The organism is Amycolatopsis sp. 195334CR (genome assembly GCF_017309385.1).
Classification (GTDB): Bacteria; Actinomycetota; Actinomycetes; order Mycobacteriales; family Pseudonocardiaceae; genus Amycolatopsis.
Genome location: NZ_JAFJMJ010000002.1, coordinates 137,225 through 154,781 on the forward strand (window position 1 = coordinate 137,225; position 17,557 = coordinate 154,781).

14 protein-coding genes are annotated in these 17,557 nt (G+C 70.7%); 4 read left to right on the top strand and 10 right to left on the bottom strand.

Going from position 1 to position 17,557, the window contains the following annotated elements; genetic code table 11:
- Positions 1 to 68: 68 nt before the first annotated feature.
- The 6 genes from JYK18_RS23405 to JYK18_RS23430 all read right to left on the bottom strand — a co-directional run bounded on the left by JYK18_RS23405 (position 69) and on the right by JYK18_RS23430 (position 8,301).
- Entirely contained in the window at positions 69 to 2,135 is a 2,067-nt protein-coding gene (locus JYK18_RS23405) for an MMPL family transporter (RefSeq protein ID WP_307796025.1), read from the bottom strand.
- Between the two features lie 192 nt (positions 2,136 to 2,327).
- The gene (locus JYK18_RS23410) at positions 2,328 to 2,576 is read right to left on the bottom strand and encodes a hypothetical protein (protein ID WP_206804674.1); all 249 of its coding nucleotides are present in this window, start codon (positions 2,574 to 2,576) and stop codon (positions 2,328 to 2,330) included.
- Positions 2,573 to 2,896, bottom strand: a complete 324-nt coding sequence (locus JYK18_RS23415; RefSeq protein WP_206804676.1) for an ArsR family transcriptional regulator — start codon at positions 2,894 to 2,896, stop codon at positions 2,573 to 2,575. The genes JYK18_RS23410 and JYK18_RS23415 overlap by 4 nt, the downstream gene beginning before the upstream one ends.
- Positions 2,897 to 2,960: 64 nt before the next feature.
- Entirely contained in the window at positions 2,961 to 3,854 is an 894-nt protein-coding gene (metF, locus tag JYK18_RS23420; RefSeq protein ID WP_206804678.1) for a methylenetetrahydrofolate reductase [NAD(P)H], read from the bottom strand.
- Positions 3,851 to 7,339, bottom strand: coding sequence for a methionine synthase (metH, locus tag JYK18_RS23425; protein WP_206804680.1), 3,489 nt, complete (start codon positions 7,337 to 7,339; stop codon positions 3,851 to 3,853). Before metH ends, metF begins: the two co-directional genes overlap by 4 nt.
- A complete protein-coding gene (locus JYK18_RS23430; RefSeq protein ID WP_206804681.1) occupies positions 7,336 to 8,301 on the bottom strand; it encodes a carbohydrate kinase family protein in 966 nt (321 codons plus the stop codon). The genes metH and JYK18_RS23430 overlap by 4 nt, the downstream gene beginning before the upstream one ends.
- A 207-nt stretch (positions 8,302 to 8,508) precedes the next feature.
- On the opposite strand from JYK18_RS23430, the gene JYK18_RS23435 reads away from it, so the two are divergent.
- From JYK18_RS23435 to JYK18_RS23445, 3 genes are all read left to right on the top strand, one after another.
- Positions 8,509 to 10,305 (top strand): hypothetical protein, encoded by a 1,797-nt coding sequence (locus JYK18_RS23435; RefSeq protein WP_206804684.1) that lies wholly within the window; start codon positions 8,509 to 8,511, stop codon positions 10,303 to 10,305.
- A 62-nt stretch (positions 10,306 to 10,367) separates the two neighbouring features.
- Entirely contained in the window at positions 10,368 to 11,081 is a 714-nt protein-coding gene (thiG, locus tag JYK18_RS23440) for a thiazole synthase (RefSeq protein WP_206804686.1), read from the top strand.
- A gap of 102 nt (positions 11,082 to 11,183) precedes the next feature.
- On the top strand, positions 11,184 to 12,212 hold the full coding sequence (locus JYK18_RS23445) for an IS30 family transposase (protein ID WP_277992174.1): 1,029 nt from the start codon (positions 11,184 to 11,186) through the stop codon (positions 12,210 to 12,212).
- A gap of 26 nt (positions 12,213 to 12,238) precedes the next feature.
- Here JYK18_RS23445 and JYK18_RS23450 read toward each other — a convergent pair whose 3' ends face one another.
- Entirely contained in the window at positions 12,239 to 13,003 is a 765-nt protein-coding gene (locus JYK18_RS23450; protein ID WP_206804688.1) for an ABC transporter permease, read from the bottom strand.
- Entirely contained in the window at positions 13,000 to 13,920 is a 921-nt protein-coding gene (locus tag JYK18_RS23455) for an ATP-binding cassette domain-containing protein (protein WP_206804690.1), read from the bottom strand. The genes JYK18_RS23450 and JYK18_RS23455 overlap by 4 nt, the downstream gene beginning before the upstream one ends.
- Before the next feature lie 93 nt (positions 13,921 to 14,013).
- On the opposite strand from JYK18_RS23455, the gene JYK18_RS23460 reads away from it, so the two are divergent.
- Positions 14,014 to 14,748, top strand: coding sequence for a TetR/AcrR family transcriptional regulator (locus JYK18_RS23460; protein WP_206804692.1), 735 nt, complete (start codon positions 14,014 to 14,016; stop codon positions 14,746 to 14,748).
- Here JYK18_RS23460 and mgrA read toward each other — a convergent pair.
- Together mgrA and JYK18_RS23470 are read right to left on the bottom strand one after the other, a co-directional pair.
- Positions 14,717 to 15,745, bottom strand: a complete 1,029-nt coding sequence (gene mgrA, locus JYK18_RS23465; RefSeq protein WP_206804694.1) for an L-glyceraldehyde 3-phosphate reductase — start codon at positions 15,743 to 15,745, stop codon at positions 14,717 to 14,719. The two genes, JYK18_RS23460 and mgrA, sit on opposite strands and share 32 nt — an antisense overlap.
- Positions 15,746 to 15,754: 9 nt before the next feature.
- Positions 15,755 to 17,551, bottom strand: coding sequence for a CocE/NonD family hydrolase (locus JYK18_RS23470; RefSeq protein ID WP_206804696.1), 1,797 nt, complete (start codon positions 17,549 to 17,551; stop codon positions 15,755 to 15,757).
- Positions 17,552 to 17,557 lie beyond the last annotated feature (6 nt).

Below are 17,557 nucleotides of genomic sequence, written 5' to 3' on the forward strand. Positions count from 1 at the left end.
TGAGTAGGTCCGTTTAGGTTTCGAGGGGTGGTCGGGGGATTCGTACCCCGACCACCCCAGGAATTGGTTTAAACCTTCTGGTTCCGCCAGGCTCTATCGCCGAGTAGGGAAAGGGTGGCGGGGAGTAGGACGCCCCGCACCACCGTGGCGTCGATGAAGATAGCGGTCGCCATTCCCAGGCCGAGCATTTTGTACTCGATCGCGGTCAGCGTCAGGAATACCGCGAACACCGCGATCATGATCACCGCCGCGCTGGTGACCACGCCGGAGCTGGCGCCGATCCCGCTGACGATCGCGGATCGCGCGCGGCCGGGGGCGAAGCGTTCGCGGATCCGGCTCAGGATGAAAATGTGGTAGTCCATGCTCAACCCGAACAACAGCACGAAGACGAACAGCGGCAACCAGCCGACCACCCCGCCGTACGATTCGAAGCCCAGCAGCCCCTCCAGGTTCCCGTACTGGAAAACCCAGGTCAGCACCCCGTACGCGGCGCCGATCGACAGCAGGTTCAGCACGATCGACACCAGCGCGATCGCCACCGACCTGAACGCCAGCGCCAGCAACACGAACGCGAGCACCAGCACGAACGCGAACACGTACGGGCTCCGCTCGGCTATCCGCCGCGTGAAGTCGTACGGGGTGGCCGTGCGCCCGCCGACCGCGTAGTCCGCCTTGCCGTCGAAGGTCGCGGGCAGCACCTCGTCGCGCAGGTACTCCAGCGCCGCCATGGATTCGGGGTCGGTGCCCGTTCCGGCCAGCGGGACGCGGATCACCGTGGCGTCGCCGACTCGGGTCGCGGTCACCGGTTCGTGCAGCTTCCCGCCGCTGGCGGCCACCCGCTCCCGCAACTCGCCGAGGGCCGGGTCGCCGTTCCACACCACCACCCGCGCCGGCGTCGGCATCCCGGGGAACGCCTCGCCCATGCGCAGCGCCGCGTCCACGGCGGGCACCTCGCGCGGCAGGCTCTGCGTGATCGCGGCGTCCTGGAGGTGCATGCCCACCGCGGGCGCGGCGGTCAGCACCAACGCCAGCGTGGCCAGCCCGCCCCAGGCGAGCGGCCGCCGCACCACGGCCGAGGCGATCGACGCCCACGCCCGTGACTCGCGTGCCGCCGTCCGGCCGCGGCCGAACCACGGCAGGCGCAGCGCGTCGACCCGGTCGCCCAGCAGGGACAGCATCGCGGGCAGCACGGTCACCGCGCCGAGCATGGCCAGCCCGACCACCAGCGCGGTCCCGATGGTCAACCCGCGGAACACCCCGAGCCCGGTGAACAGCAATCCAGTCAGGCACAGCACCACGGTCAGCCCGGAGAACACCACCACTCGCCCGGAAGTGCGCGCGGTGACCCGCAGCGCCTCGGCGGTGTCCCGCCCGGCGCGCCGTTCCTCGCGGTGGCGCCGCAGCACGAACAACGAGTAGTCCACCCCGACCGCGATCCCGATCAGCAGCACGAACGCCGATCCCGCGCTGTTGAACGCCACCACCTTGCCGATCACGCCGAGCAGCGCGAAGGTCGCGGCCACCACGCTCAGCGTCAGCAGCACCGGCAACCCGGCGGCCAGCAGCGAACCGAACACCACCACCAGGATCAGCAGCGTGATCGGCAGGGACAGCAGGTGCGACCGGCCGAGGTCGCTCTTGATCCCCTCGTCGACCGCGCGGGTCAGGCTGCGATCACCCGCCTGCAGCACCCGGACGTCCGGGTGCCGGGCCGCGACCGCCTCGACCGTCTCGGCGGCCACCGCGGATTGCGCCGGGGTCTGCTCGTCCGGTCCGCTCAGCTGGAAGGTGACCAGGGAGGATCGGCCGTCGGCGGAGACCAAGGCGCCGGAATCGGCGGGCGTCCGCACTTCGGTGACCTCGGCGCGTTGCCGCAGCGAGGCGGCCAGGTCGGCGAGTGCCGCGTCCGGCCGGGCGGGCGCAATCGCTTGCACCAGCACGTATTCGTGCACGGGTTCGTCGGCGGCCTGCTCGCGCAGCACGGTTTGCGCGCGGCCGGATTCGCCGGGATCGGTGTTGGGGGCGTCGGGGCCGGTGACCAGGGAGCTGATCGCCACGGTGAGCGCGACCAGCGCGAACCAGCCGGCGATCGCCTTGCCGCGGTGGACCGCCGACCAGCCGGCGATCCGTTCCACCACGGGAAGGCGGCCCCCCGACTTGCCATCGGGCAGCATGAACTGGTGTCCTTTCGGTGAAGGGGTACGACACGAAGGACTCGCCCTCGGGCGAGGTGGTGCTTCTTCCGCCCGGGCCGCCGAGCTGCAACTCGGTGGCCCGGGAACCTAGAGGGCGCGCGAAGAGGGCATGACGGCGCCCGTCGCGCCCTCTTACTCGACGTCCTTGAGGATTCGTTCCAGGCCGGTGACCTTCTCGCGCAGTTCGACCAGTTGCCGCTGGGTCTCCTCCTGGCTCCGCACGGCGCGTTCGGCCAGTTCGCGGTAGGTGTCCTCCCTGGACAGCGCGGCCTTCGCGCGCCAGCTCACGGCGAGCTGCCAGATCGCCACCGTGAGCACGGTGGTGACCAGGATGAAGATCCCGATCACCCCGGCCAGTTCCGCCCAGTCGTTGCCGCTCATTCCCCGGTTCCCTTCTCGCGCTCGCTCAGCGTTTCGGCCGCGGCCGCGACGGAGTGCGGCGTCAGCTCGTAGGCGAACGCCGTGACGTCGTAGAACTTCATCGCCTTGCCGTCGTCCGACAGCTCCAGCTGTGCGATGACCAGCCCGGCGGCTTCGAGCTTGCGCAGGTGCACCTGGAGCAGCGCGCGGCTGATCCCCAGCTCCCGCGCCAGCTCGCTGACGTAGTACCGCCGGCGCGCGAGCAGCGCGACCACCCGCACGCGGTGCGGGTTCGCCAGCGTCGCCAGCACGCGCACCAGCTCGTCCCCGGTGGCGCTCACAACGCGAACCTGCACATGCCAAGAAAAGTTAGCAGGTGGGGGTTGGGCTTGGCCAGACCGGGTTTCAGGCGGCGCGGCGGACGGTGCCGCCGAGAACGCGGCGGTGGATGTCCAGCGCGGCGTCGGACTTGTTCAGCGTGATGTAGTGCAGGCCCGGCGCGCCCTCGGCGAGCAGGCGCTCGGCCATCGCGGTCGCGTGGTCGACGCCGATCCGGTAGGCGTCCGCGGGCTCGGCGTGCTCCAGCGCCCGCGCCAGCTCCGGCGGGAAGGACGCGTCGCTCAGCTCGGCGAACCGGCGGATCTGCTTGAAGTCGGTGGCGGGCATGATCTCCGGGATGATCGGCGTGGTGCAGCCCGCCGCCTCGACGCGGTCGCGCAGGCGCAGGTAGTGCGTGACGTCGAAGAACATCTGCGTCACCGCGTAGTCCGCGCCCGCCCGGCACTTGTCCACGAAGTACCGGGTGTCGCTGTCCACATCGGACGATCGGGGGTGTAGCTCGGGGTAGGCGGCCACGCCGACCGAGAAGTCGCCGATCTCCTTGACCATCGCCACCAGTTCGGCCGCGTAGGTGAAGCCCTGCGGGTGGGCGATCCACCGCGCGCGCGGATCACCCGGCGGATCCCCGCGCAGCACCAGCACGTCCCGGATGCCCGCGCCCGCGTACTGGCCGATGATCTGCCGCAGTTCCGCCACCGAGTGCCCGACCGCGGTCAGGTGCGCCACCGCCCGCAACGTGGTGTCGGCGACGATCGCCTCGGTCATGCTCACCGTGCGCTCGCGCGAGGACCCACCGGCGCCGTAGGTCACCGAGACGAAGGTCGGGGCCAGCGCCTCCACCCGCCGCACCGAATCCCAGAACCGGCGCTCGCCGACCTCGGTCTTCGGCGGGAAGAACTCGAAGGAGAAGGTGCGGCGGCCGCTGGCCAGTTCCTCGCGCAACGTGCTCGGTGTTTTCATCGCCGGGCTCCCGTGTTGAAGTACTTCGCCTCCGGGTGGTGCAGCACGATCGCGTCGGTCGACTGCTCGGGGTGCAGCTGGTACTCCTCGGACAGCTCGACGCCGATGCGCGACGGGTCGAGCAGCGCGGCGATCTTCGCGCGGTCCTCCAGGTCCGGGCAGGCGCCGTAGCCGAGGGAGAACCGGGCGCCGCGGTACTTCAGCGCGAACATGTCCTCCACCGCCGCCGGATCCTCGTGCGCGTACCCCAGTTCCGCGCGCACCCGCGCGTGCCAGTACTCGGCGAGCGCCTCGGCCAACTGCACCGACAACCCGTGCAGCTCCAGGTAGTCGCGGTAGGCATCGGCGGCGAACAGCTCGGCCGTCCGCTGCCCGATCCGCGAGCCGACGGTGACGATCTGCAGGCCGACCACGTCGACCTCGCCGGACTCCTCCGGCCGGAAGAAGTCGGCCAGGCACAGCCGCCGCCCGCGCGGCTGGCGGGGGAAGGAGAACCGGGTCCGCTCGGAACCGGTTTCGGACAGCAGGATCAGATCGTCCCCTTTGGACACGCAGGGGAAGTAGCCGTAGACGACGGCGGCTTCGAGCAGGTTCGCCGTGTGCAGCTCGTCCAGCCAGCCGCGCAGGCGCGGCCTGCCCTCGGTCTCGGCCAGCTCGGCGTAGGACGGCCCGTTCCCGCGTGCCTGCTTGAGCCCCCACTGCCCCTTGAACAACGCGTCCTCGTCCAGCCAGGACGCGTAGTCCTTCAGCGGGATTCCCTTGACCACCCGGGTGCCCCAGAACGGCGGCTCCGGGATCGGGTTGTCGATCGCCACGTCCGAGCGCACCGAACCCTCGTCCGGTGGCGGCGCCAGCACCTCGGCGGTGGTGGTTTTGGCCACCCGGCGCGGTTTCAGCTCGGGCAGGGTGGCGCCCGGGACCCCGCGTTTCACCGCGATCAGCGCGTCCATCAGGCGCAACCCCTCGAAGGCGTCGCGCGCGTACCGGACCTCGCCGTCGTAGATCTCGTGCAGGTCCTGCTCCACGTAGGCGCGGGTGAGCGCGGCCCCGCCGAGGATCACCGGGTAGTCCGCCGCCAGCTTCCGCTGGTTCAGCTCCTCCAGGTTCTCCTTCATGATCACCGTGGACTTCACCAGCAGCCCGGACATGCCGATCACGTCGGCCTTGTGCTCGACCGCGGCCTCCAGGATCGCCGACACCGGCTGCTTGATGCCCAGGTTCACCACGGTGTAGCCGTTGTTGGACAGGATGATGTCGACCAGGTTCTTGCCGATGTCGTGCACGTCGCCGCGCACGGTGGCGAGCACGATGGTGCCCTTGCCCGCCGCGTCCGACTTCTCCATGTGCGGTTCCAGGTGCGCCACCGCGGTCTTCATCACCTCGGCGGACTGCAGCACGAACGGCAGCTGCATCTGCCCGGAACCGAACAGCTCACCGACCACCTTCATGCCTTCGAGCAGCGTGTGGTTGACGATGTCCAGCGCCGGTTGTGTCTCCAGCGCCTGGTCGAGGTCGGCCTCCAGCCCGTTGCGCTCCCCGTCGATGATCCGGCGCTGCAGCCGTTCGTCCAGCGGCAACGCGAGCAGTGCCTCGGTTTTGCCCGCCTGCATGGACTTGCTGTCGACGCCCTCGAACAGGGTGAGGAACTCCTGCAGCGGGTCGTAGCCTTCGCGGCGGCGGTCGTAGATCAGGTCCAGCGCCACCTCGCGCTGTTCGTCGGCCAGCCGCGCGATCGGCAGGATCTTCGCCGCGTGCACGATCGCCGAATCCAGCCCGGCTTCCACGCATTCGTTGAGGAACACCGAGTTCAGCACCATGCGCGCGGCCGGGTTGAGGCCGAAGGAGATGTTGGACAGGCCGAGCGTGGTCTGCACCTCGGGGTGGCGCCGCTTCAGCTCGCGGATCGCCTCGATGGTGGCGATACCGTCCTTTCTGGACTCCTCCTGCCCGGTGGCGATGGTGAAGGTGAGGCAGTCGACGATGATGTCGCTCTCGCGCACGCCCCAGTTCCCGGTGAGGTCGGCGATCAGCCGCTCGGCCACCGCGACCTTGTGCTCGGGGGTGCGGGCCTGGCCCTCTTCGTCGATGGTCAGCGCGATCAGCGCGGCACCGTGCTCCACCGCGAGCGCGGTGATCTTGGCGAACCGCGAGTCCGGGCCGTCGCCGTCCTCGTAGTTCACCGAGTTGATCACCGCGCGCCCGCCGAGCTTTTCCAGCCCCGCCTGGAGAACGGCCGGTTCGGTGGAGTCGAGCACGATCGGCAGCGTGGAGCTGGTGGCGAACCGGCCTGCCACCTCGGCCATGTCGGCCACGCCGTCGCGGCCCACGTAGTCCACGCAGAGGTCGAGCAGGTGCGCGCCCTCGCGGATCTGCTCGCGGGCGAGTTCGACGCAGTCGTCCCAGCGACCTTCGAGCATGGCCTCGCGGAACTTCTTGGAGCCGTTGGCGTTCGTGCGCTCACCGATCGCGAGGTACGTGGTGTCCTGGCGGAACGGCACGGTCTGGTACAGGGAGGCGGCACCCGGTTCGGGGCGCGGGTCGCGGGGCGTGGGCCGCAGGTCGCGGACCCGTTCGACCACCTGCCGCAGGTGTTCCGGGGTGGTGCCGCAACAGCCGCCGACGAGGGAAAGGCCGTAGTCGCGGATGAACGCCTCGTGCGCGTCGGCGAGTTCGGCCGGGCTCAGCGGGTAGTGCGCGCCGTTCGAGCCGAGCACCGGCAGGCCCGCGTTGGGCATCGCGGAGACGCGGGTCCGCGCGTGCCGCGCCAGGTAACGCAGGTGCTCGCTCATCTCCGCGGGACCGGTGGCGCAGTTCAGCCCGATCATGTCGATGCCGAGCGGTTCGAGCGCGGTCAGCGCGGCGCCGATCTCCGAACCCAGCAGCATCGTGCCGGTCGTCTCCACGGTGACCTGCACGATCAGCGGCAGGTCGGCCCCGGCCTCGGCGAGCGCGCGCTTGGCGCCGATCACCGCGGCCTTGGTCTGCAACAGGTCCTGGGTGGTTTCGACGAGAAGTGCGTCGGCACCACCGGAAATCAGCCCGGCGGCGTTGTCGCGGTAGGCGTCGCGCAGGTTCGCGTAGGCCGCGTGCCCGAGCGTGGGCAGCTTGGTGCCGGGGCCGATCGAGCCGAGCACCCAGCGCGGGCGGCCGTCGGCGGCGAACTCGTCGGCGACCTGCCTGGCGATCCTCGCCCCGGCCTCGGCCAGTTCGAAGATGCGGTGGGCGATCTCGTATTCGCCCAGTGCGGCCAGGTTCGTGCCGAAGGTGTTGGTCTCCACGCAGTCCACGCCGACGGCGAAGTACGCCTCGTGCACCGACCGCACGATGTCGGGGCGGGTCACGTTGAGGACCTCGTTGCAGCCTTCGAGCTGATCGAAGTCCGCCATGGTGGGGTTCTGCTCCTGCAGCATGGTGCCCATCGCGCCGTCCGCGACCACCACTCGGCTCGCCAGCGCTTCACGCAGCGCCCGCACCCGGTCCGTCATGCGACCTCCGCCAATCGCGACTCGATCTCGGCGCCCGCCGCCGGTCCGTAGCTCTCGGCCGCGCGGGCGGCGAGGTCGGAGGCGACCAGCTTGTACTCCTGCGGTCCCACGGTTTCCAGCGCGGCCGTGGCCAGCGCGCAGCCGAGCTGCGCGGCGCGTTCGTCCGGCCAGCCCCAGGCGAACCCGGCCAGGTACCCGGCGCGGAAGGCGTCGCCCACGCCGGTGGGATCGGCGATGTCGTGCGCGGGCACCGCGGGCACGCGCAGCGAGCGGCCACCGTCGATGCCCACGCCTTCCCCGCCGTAGGTGGTGATCCAGGTGCGCACGCGGTCGAGCACCTGCCGCCGCGTCCAGCCGGTGCGTTCCTGCAGCAGCGCGGCCTCGTACTCGTTGGTGAACAGGAACTGCGCCCCGGTCACCAATTGCCGGACCTGTTCGCGGTCCAGCGTGGCGAGCTGCTGCGAGGGGTCGGCGGCGAACGGAACGCCGAGCGCCCGGCACTGCTCGGTGTGGCGCAGCATCGCCTCGGGATCGTCGGGGGCGAGCACGGCCAGGTCGATCGGGCCTTGGCCGGCCAGGTCGATCTCCTTGGCCTCGGTCATCGCGCCGGGGTAGAAGGTGGCGATCTGGTTCTGCTCCAGATCGGTGGTGCAGGTGAACCGCGCGGTGTGCCGGTGTTCGCTGATCAGCACCGCTTCGGTGTCGACGCCGTGGTCGCGCAGCCAGTCGCCGTAGTCGCCGAAGTCCGGGCCGACCGCGCCGGCCAGCAGCGGGCGCAGCCCGAGCCTGCCGAGCCCGAAGGCGATGTTGGCGGCCACCCCGCCACGCCGGACCTCCAGGCGGTCGGCCAGGAACGACAGCGAGACGCGGTCGAGCCGGTCGGCCAGGAACAGTTCGCTGAACTTCCCGGGAAAGGTCATCAGGTGGTCGGTGGCGATCGAGCCTGCGACGGTGATGCGCACGGGCGATCCTCCTCGGACTGGGGCCGGGCCTCAGTTTCCGGGCGGATCGGGGCGGCACTTCTTTTCGTTCGGCTGTGATCTGAGTCACAAGGTTGAAACATCACCGGGGCGTCCGAGAGAAGGAGAAAGTGCGACGTCCCGGAAACCTGGGTGCTCCCGAGGGCGTTGATCCGGTGTCATCCGTTCACCCGTCGGGGGGATCCGAGCGTGGCTGTTGCCAGTCCGGTTCGTGCGCAACTGCCACCCGCCCCAGCCGTCGCCGTGGTGCCCCGGCGCGGCCGGATCCTGCTGCACGCGGCGTGGATCACCGCGCTCGCGGTGGTGGCCGAGTGGCGGTTCGGCCGGTTCGGCTTCCACCCCTCCGACCAGGGCTTCATCCTCGCGCAGAGCTGGCGGATCCTGCACGGGGAGATCCCGCACGCGGACATCGTCTCGGCGCGGCCGCTGGCCTCGGCGCTGCTGCACACGGTGGACTTCTTCATCCCGGGGCCGTTGTTCGTGGTCTCCGGTGTGCTCTCGATGCTGGAGCTGACCCTGGCCACCGTGGCGCTCGCCGCGCTGGTCACCCGCCGCCCGGTGCTGACCTGGGGGCCGGGCTTCACCGCGCTGGTGGCCGCGGCGGCGCTGCTGAACCTGAACGGGTTCCCGATGATGGCCTGGCACACCATCGACGGCATCGCGCTGGTGGCCTGCGGTGCGTGGGCGCTGGACACCGGACTGCGGTCGGGACGCGCCTGGCCGCGGCGGCTGGGGTTGTTCCTGTTCGGCGTCGCGGGGTTCGTCAAGCAGGGCTTCCTGGCCGCGATCGTGCTGGCCGCGGTGTGGCTGGTGCTGCACCCGTCAGGCCGCGCCGGGGCACTGCGGGCCTGGCGGTGGTGGCGCCGGACCGTGGTGGATCTGCTGGTGCTCGGCGCCTTCCCGCTCGCCTACGTCGCGGTGGTGTGGCTGGCGGACGGGTACGAGTCGATGTACGCGCAGGTGGCGACCGGCGTCCCGGCGTACGGCGAGCGGCTGGTCGCGTTCTGGGTGGACGAGTTCTTCTTCACCCCGCTCGGCGTCCCGCTGCCGCACACGCCGGTGCCGCTGATCCTGGTTTTCGGCGGGATCGCGGCCTTGCTGGTGGTGGTGCGGCTGGCCGGGCGGTGGCCGTTGCTGGACCGCGCGCTGGTGCTCGCCGGTACCGCGACCGTGACGGCGGCGCTGGCCTGGGGGTTCTACGCGCGCGAACCGCGCTGGGCCGACGTGCTCTGGTGGGCGGCGGCCGCGGCGCTGGTGGTCGCCACGGTGTCCCGCCGCCGGGTGCCGCCCGCGGCCCTGCTGGTGGTCGTGCTCGGTTACCTGATCAGCCTGTCGTGGGGCGTGGACACCCCGGCGCTGCTCGCCGGGAGCCTCGGGCTGACCGCGGTCCTGCTGCTGGTCGAGGGCATGCCGCCAGTCCCGTCGCCGGGCCGGTCGATCACCGCGCTGACCGGGGTGGTGGTGTTCGCCGTCGCCGGGTTCGCCGTGGTGCAGCGCCACGACCGCGCGCCCTACCTGGACCTGCCCGCCGCCCGGCTGACCGAGGACCTCGGCGCGGTCACCCCGGAAATGCGCGGCGTGCGCACGAATCCGGCCACTTACCGCTACGTTTCCCAGCTGAATTCCTGCCTGCGCCGGTTCCCCGCGTCGAAGGTGGCGGTGCTGCCGGACAATGCGTTCGCCTATCCGGTGTTCGGGTTGCGGAATCCGTATCCGCTGGAATGGCCGCTGCCGCTGGAACTGGTCGGCGACGGCCCGGCCAGGATGATCGAGCGGTCGCACGAGCTCAACCGCGAGGGCGACTACCTGGTGCTGTTCCAGACGGTGCGGCCGGAGGTGCTGGCCAACGGCGGTGAGGTCCCGCGCTGGACCACGCCGGACGCGCCGATCTTCGACCACGCGGACCTGGAGAACGACATCAGGGCGATACTGACCGGGCAGCCCGTCACCTGTGGCAGCTTCGTCGGAAAATGGGCACCTGGTTAATGCGGCTATTGCGCATTGTGCAATAAAATTCCGGTTCGCCGGAATCGGGGTACGGTTGGGCGGTGCACGCCTGGTTGCGGGTGAAGGGCAGGGAGTTCCGGTCGCGGTTGCTGCTCGGTGCGGAACTCTACGATTCGGCGAAACTGATCGGCGAGGTGCTCGAAGCCGGCGGTTGTGACGTCTTCATCACCACGCTCGACCTCGGCACCGGGCGGTCCGGGGTGGCGCTGTCGGAACTGTCGCGGTTCGTCGACGTCGACACGTTCACCTGGGTCGGCACCACGTCGTTCGCGCGCAGCGGTGACGAGGCGCTGCGGACCGCGCGGTTGCTGCGGTCCTCGTTCGGCATCGAGATCGTCAAGCTCGACGTGCGCGACGTGGCGAACCTGCCGGACGGCCCGGCCACGGTGACCGTCGCCGAGCAGTTGCTGTCCGAGGGGTTCGCCGTGCTGCCGCTGGTCAGCGCCGAGCCGGCGTTGGTCACCCGGCTCGCCGAGGCGGGCTGCGCGGCGGTCCGCGTGGTCGCGTCGCCGGTGGGCAGCGGGCGCGGGATCACCGACGAAGGCGCGTTGCGGTCGGTGCTGGCGGTGGCGACCGTGCCGATCGTGGTCGAATGCGGGATCGGCTCGGTCGCGCACGCGGCGAGAGCCCTCGAACTGGGTGCGGACGCGGTGCTGGTCAATACCGCGGTGGCGATCGCGCCGGACCCGCCCGGCATGGCGCGGGCGATGCGGCACGCGGTACTGGCGGGCCGCCTGGCCGCCGCCGCCCGGTGAGCCTGGATGCAGTGAATGTGGCTTTCACCGCGTAATCGGCAGTGAAAGCCAGGTGGTCTCAATCGGTTGTTGCAAGTAGCGGCAGCTGATAGGAGATCTCTCATGCCAGGACCCCGGTTGACGTGCGAGGAACGAGTGATGATCCAGAACGGTCTGGATCAGGGGCTTACCCAGGACGCGATCGCGAAAGTCCTGGGTAAGTCCCCCTCGACGATCTCACGAGAAGTACGCCGCGGCGGTGGACCGCGGTGTTCCAGGCCCGGCACCACGATCACCGGCCGGCCTCGCCGCTACCGGGCCGACCGAGCCCAGCGCCTGGCCATCGAACGCGGCCGCCGCCCGAAACCCCACCTGCTGACAGGCGAACTGGCGGCGGTGGTGACCGGTCTGCTGGAAGCGGACTGGTCACCCCAGCAGATCTCGCAGATGCTGCCGACGTTGTTCCCCGATGATGAGGCTATGCGGGTGAGTCACGAGACGATCTATCAGTCGTTGTTCGTCCAAGGCCGTGGTGAGCTGCGGCGGGAACTGGCCGCTCACCTGCGCAGCGGCCGCACCGGCCGCCGATCCCGCGCGGCCACCGGGGCGCGCCGCGCGGGCCGTATCGCCGGCATGGTCCCGATCAGCCAGCGTCCCGCCACCGCCACCGACCGGGCCGTTCCCGGGCACTGGGAAGGCGACCTGCTCCTGGGCGGTACCGGCAAGGGCGCGGTGATCACCCTGGTCGAGCGGACCTCGAGGTTCGTGCTGCTGGCACCACTACCGGACAGTCACAAAGCCCTCGACGTCCGCACACTGCTCACCGGCATGATCACCGCCCTGCCCGACACGCTCACCCAATCGCTGACCTGGGACCAGGGCAACGAGATGGCCCAGCACGCCCAGTTCACCCTCGACACCGGCCTGCAGGTCTACTTCTGCGACCCACACAGCCCCTGGCAACGCGGCACCAACGAAAACACCAACGGCCTGCTCCGCCAATACTGGCCCAAAGGCTCAGACCTACGCCACCTCACCCAAACCCACTGCGACACCATCGCCCAGCGCCTGAACACCCGCCCACGCAAAACCCTCAACTGGCACACTCCAGCACAAACACTCGACAAAGCCCTACTTGCAACAACCAGTTGAGACCGCCCCACATTCACTGCACGCGGTCAGCGGGCGGCGCGGCGGAACAGCACCCCGGTGATCGGGACGGCGACAAAGAGGATGCCGGTCCACCACAGCACCGCCAGCCAGCCGTCGCCGGTGGTGGGGAGGCCGAGCAGGAGCGGCCGCACGGTGTCCATCACCAGGGTGATCGGCTGGTTCTCCACCACCACGCGCAGCCAGCCCGGCAGCGTGTCCGACGGGGCGAAGGCGCTGCTCACGTACGGCGCGAAGACCAGGAACACGCTCAGCCCGCTCGCGCCCTCCATGGTTTTCGCGATCATGCCGAGGATCGCGGCCAGGAACGCCATCGCGACCGAGAAGAGCAGCAGCAGCCCGGCCACGGCCAGCCAGCCGTCGAGGTCCGCGCGCGGCCGGAAGCCGACGAGCATGCCGACGCCCAGCATCACCACGGTGGAGATCGCGTTGCGCACCACCGCCGCGGCCACGTGCCCGATGATCACCGCCGAGCTGAGCACCGGCATCGAGCGCAGCCGGTCGACGAAGCCCTCGGCCAGGTCCGCGCGCACCGCCGTCGCCGTCGCGGTGGAGTTCATCGAAACGCTCAGCACGAGCATGCCGGCGATCAGGTAGTCGGCGTAGTTGTTCGCGCCGGTGGCGATCGCGCCGCCGAACATGTACCGGAAGACCAGCAGGATCATCGCCGGCAGCAGGACCGCGACCACCACCTGCTCGCCGTTGCGCACGATGTGCCGCAGCGACCGCCCGATCAGCGCCCCGGAATCGGTCACCGCCCACCGCAGGGTCATGCCACCCGTCCCTTCTGCGCCGATCCGGTCAGGCTCAGGAACACGTCGTCCAGCGTCGGCTTCTTCACCTGCAGCCCCACCGGTTCCAGCCCGGCGCGGTCGAGGCGGTCCAGCAGCGACCGCAGTTCCCACACCCCGCCGACGCGCACGGACAACCCGTCCCCGCGCAGCACGTCCGAACCGGCCAGCACCGCGTGCGCGCGTTCGGTGGCGGCCGCGTCGGCGAACGCCAGTTCCACGCGTTCCTCGCCGACCTTGGCCTTCAGTTGGTCGGCCGAGCCCTCGGCGATCACCCGCCCGCCGTCGAGCACGGCGATCCGGTCGGCCAGCTGGTCGGCCTCCTCCAGGTACTGCGTGGTGAGCAGGATCGTGGTGCCGCTGTCGAGCAGCTGCCGGATCGCCGCCCACATGCCGGTGCGGCTGCGCGGGTCGAGCCCGGTGGTCGGCTCGTCGAGGAACAGCACCGGCGGCGCGGCGATCAGGCTCGCGGCCAGGTCCAGCCGCCGGAACATGCCGCCCGAGTAGGTCTTCGCCGGGCGGTCGGCCGCCTCGGTCAGCTCGAACCGCTCCAGCAGCTCGGCCGCGCGGGCCTTCGCGCCGCGCCCGAGGTGGTGCAGCCTGCCCATCAGCTCCAGGTTCTCGCGGCCGGTGAGCAGTTTGTCCACCGCGGAGAACTGCCCGGTCAGCCCGATGGACCGCCGCACGCGCGCGGCCTGCCGCGCCACGTCGAGCCCCAGCACCGCGGCGCGCCCGGCGTCCGCCTTGAGCAACGTGCTCAGTATTCGCACCACGGTGGTCTTCCCGGCGCCGTTCGGGCCGAGCAACGCGAGCATCGTGCCGGACTCGACCCGCAGGTCGACCCCGGTGAGCACGCGGTGACCGGCGAACGACTTCGCCAGCTCCTGCACTTCGATCATGGTCCGCCCCTCAAACTGTGTATCTGATACACATAACGGTGTAAGTGATACACAGTTCTAGGATGGCCGTCAAGCGCCGAAGATGGGTGGGAGATGCCGAAGGACCGGGCCAGCAATCTGGAACTGATGTGGGGCAACCGGGAACGCCCGGCGAGGGGACCGAAACCGGGCCTCACGCTCGACGAGATCGTGCGGGCGGGGGTGCGGGTGGCCGACGCCGAGGGGCTCGACGCGTTGTCCATGCAGCGCGTCGCCGGTGAACTCGGCTACACCACGATGTCGCTCTACCGCTACGTCTCAGGCAAGGACCAGCTGGTCGCGCTGATGTCCGACGTCGCGCTCGGGGCGCCGCCCGAGCCCGCGGGAGGTGACTGGCGCGAGGAGATCGAGGCCTGGGTGCGCGGGTTGTGGCACGGCTACCGGGCGCACCCGTGGCTGCTGTCGGTGAAGATCGAGGGCCCGCCGTCCGGGCCGCAGGGGCTGGCGTGGCTGGAGGCGGCCCTGCGCGCGCTCGAAGGATCGGGGCTGGACAAGGGAGATCGGATCGGCGTGACGATGTTCGTCAACGCCGCCACGTTCAGCCTCGCCCGGCTCTCGGTCGACCTCAAGCCGATGGAGGACTTCGGCGCCGCGCTGGCGCTCGGCGCGCAGACCGGGCAGTACCCGATCCTGGCGAGCATGCTGGCCGACGGCACGTTCGAGTCCGTCGGCGCGCCGCAGACCGAGTTCGCGCAGGAGGTCCTGCCCGATCTGGAGTTCGGCCTGCGGCGCCTGCTCGACGGCATCGAGCACTACGTCAGTGCGCGGAAGACCGCGCCCACAGGTTGATGTCGCCTTCGACCGCGTAGCGCTCGATCTCGGCCAGCTCGTCGTCGCCGAACTCCAGGTTGCCCAGCGAGCCGACGTTCGCCTCGAGCTGGGCGACGCTGCTGGCGCCGATCAGCACCGAGGTGACCCGCTCGTCGCGCAGCGCCCACGCCAGCGCGAGCTGGGCCAGGCTCTGCCCGCGCCGCTTCGCGACCTCGTTCAGCGCGCGGACGCGGGTGAGGTTCTCCTCGGTGAGCATGCCCTCGTTGAGCGCGCCGCCGGTGGCCGCGCGCGAGTCGGCGGGAATGCCGTCGAGGTAGCGGTCGGTCAGCAACCCCTGTGCCAGCGGGGAGAACGCGATGCAGCCCGCGCCGACGGTGTCCAGAGTGGACAGCAGGTCCTGCTCCTCGATCCAGCGGTTCAGCATCGAGTAGGACGGCTGGTGGATCAGCAGCGGCGTGCCCAGCTCGCGGAGGAGCCGGGCGGCCTCGGCGGTCTTCTCCGAGGAGTACGACGAGATGCCGACGTACAGCGCGCGCCCGGAGCGGACCGCGGTGTCGAGCGCGCCGACCGTCTCCTCCAGCGGGGTGTCCGGGTCGAACCGGTGCGAGTAGAAGATGTCCACGTAGTCCAGCCCCATCCGGTCCAGGGACTGGTCCAGCGACGCCAGCAGGTACTTGCGCGAGCCGAAGTTGCCGTACGGGCCCGGCCACATGTCGTAGCCCGCCTTGGTGGAGATGACCAGTTCGTCCCGGTACGGGCGGAAGTCCTCGGCCAGCAGCCTGCCGAAGTTGCTCTCCGCGGACCCGTACGGCGGGCCGTAGTTGTTGGCCAGGTCGAAGTGGGTGATGCCGAGGTCGAAGGCCCGGCGGCAGATGGCGCGCTGGGTCTCGAACGGCCGGTCGTGGCCGAAGTTGTGCCACAGGCCGAGCGAGACGGCGGGCAGGTGCAGCCCGCTGCGCCCCGAACGCCGGTAAACCATGGAGTCGTACCTGTCGGCAGCCGCGATGTAAGTCACCACCGCAGCCTACTGTTCTGGTCCGGCGACCGGCACGCTCACCGAGGTGCCGCCGAGGTCGATATCCAGTGCCGGGCGCTGGCTCGGCGTCGGGATCCAGAACGCGTCCGTTCCGCCCAGCACCAGCCCGATCCGGTGCCCGGCGGGCACCAGCTTGTCCACTGTGGAGAGCGGGAAGGTCATCGTGTAGTACCGCTCCGGCCGCAGGTCCTCCCCGCGCCAGAGGGTGCGGTGGTGCCCGAGGTCCGCCCACCCGGCGGCCAGCAGCTGGTGGTCGACGGACTCGGTGGCGGTTTCGGTGTCCAGGTAGCAGGCGGAGTCCCCGGGCCCGCTTTCGCCCCAGCACGAACGGGTTTCGAGGTTCCGGATGCCGGGCGCGCCCTGGTAGGTGGCGCGGACGGTGGCCGGGCCGTAGTCGACCAGCATCGCGCCCACCCGCGCCCGCGGGGTGCTCGACCGCACCTTCACCGTCACCGAGCCGGTGCCCGCCAGCCACGTGGGCTGGTCCAGCGGCTCGGTGGTGAAGACCACTCGCGCGGTCGAGGGTTCGGCGGGCTGCCGGATCCAGTCGTAGCCGGTCAAGTCCGGATCGTCCACGATGGACTCCACGCCGTTCGCGGGCTTCCGCCCCAGTCCGCCGCCGGTGTCCGGGCGGAGGGTGACCGGCCGGGCGTTCGCCGGGGGCCAGCGGCGTTCGTCCACCCACTGGTCGACGGCGGCTTCGCGGTGCACGGCGGGTTCGTGCTCGATGCCGTTGCGGACGTCCAGCAGCCACCGGTCCAGCCAGCGGTGCAGCGTGTGCACGAACTCGGGGCGCTGGAGGTCGAACGGGTCGACGTGCGCGGCCTGGTGCAGCCACGCCTTGCGGGTCACCCCGTGCGCGCCGAGGGCGTCCCACCACGGCCCGAACTGGATGGTCCGCACGTTGAGGTCGGTGAAGCCCTGGACGGCGAACACGCTGGCGCGCACGCGATGCGCCTGGTGCACGTAGTTCAGCGATTCCCAGTACCGGTTGTAGTCGCCGTCGGTGCCCGCGAGTTCCGCCTGCTCGGCCATCCACGGTTGGCACAGCTCCTCGGCGCGCGGGTTGAGCAGGCCCGGCGGGCCACCGCCGGGGCCGTGCCAGGCGCCGTTGGAGTTGTGCACCTCGTAGTAGGAGCTGACCCCGGCGATCGGCACGATGGTCCGCACGCCGTCGACCCCGGTGGAGGCGACGCCGATCGCGGTCGCGCCGTCCTGCGACTTGCCCACCAGGCCGACCGCGCCGGTGGTCCAGTCCGCCTCGACCGGCGTGCCGCCCTCCACCGCGGAGTACCCGGTCGCGCGGCCGTTGAGCCAGTCGACCACCCCGCGCCCGGACGGCACGTCGTCGAAGCAGCCGCGGGACCGGTTGGTGCCCCCGGCGTCGACCAGCACCACCGCGTACCCGCGGGGCACGAAGTAGTTGTCGTAGAACAGCGGGAACCCGAGCGGGGTGCCGTCGGGGGCGTAGGTCTTCTTCTGCGCCTCGTTGCCGCGCCCGCAACACGCGTAGTACGGGCTGACGTCCATGATCACCGGCACGCGCTGCCCGCGGGCCGCCGGTTCGGCCGGGCGGATGATGTCCGCGGCGATCCGGTCCCCGGCGCCGTCGCGGTCGAGGTCGGTGCCGATGTCGACCCAGACCGTTTCGCGGATGGCCCCCTCGTACGAGTGGATCGGCGCGCTCACCCCGGCTGCCAGCTCGAACGCGGCTCCCGCCGCGGCGGCCGGGGTGACCGACCCCGCCAGCAACACCAGGACCAGCAGTCCACCCAGTACCCGCATGCGCCG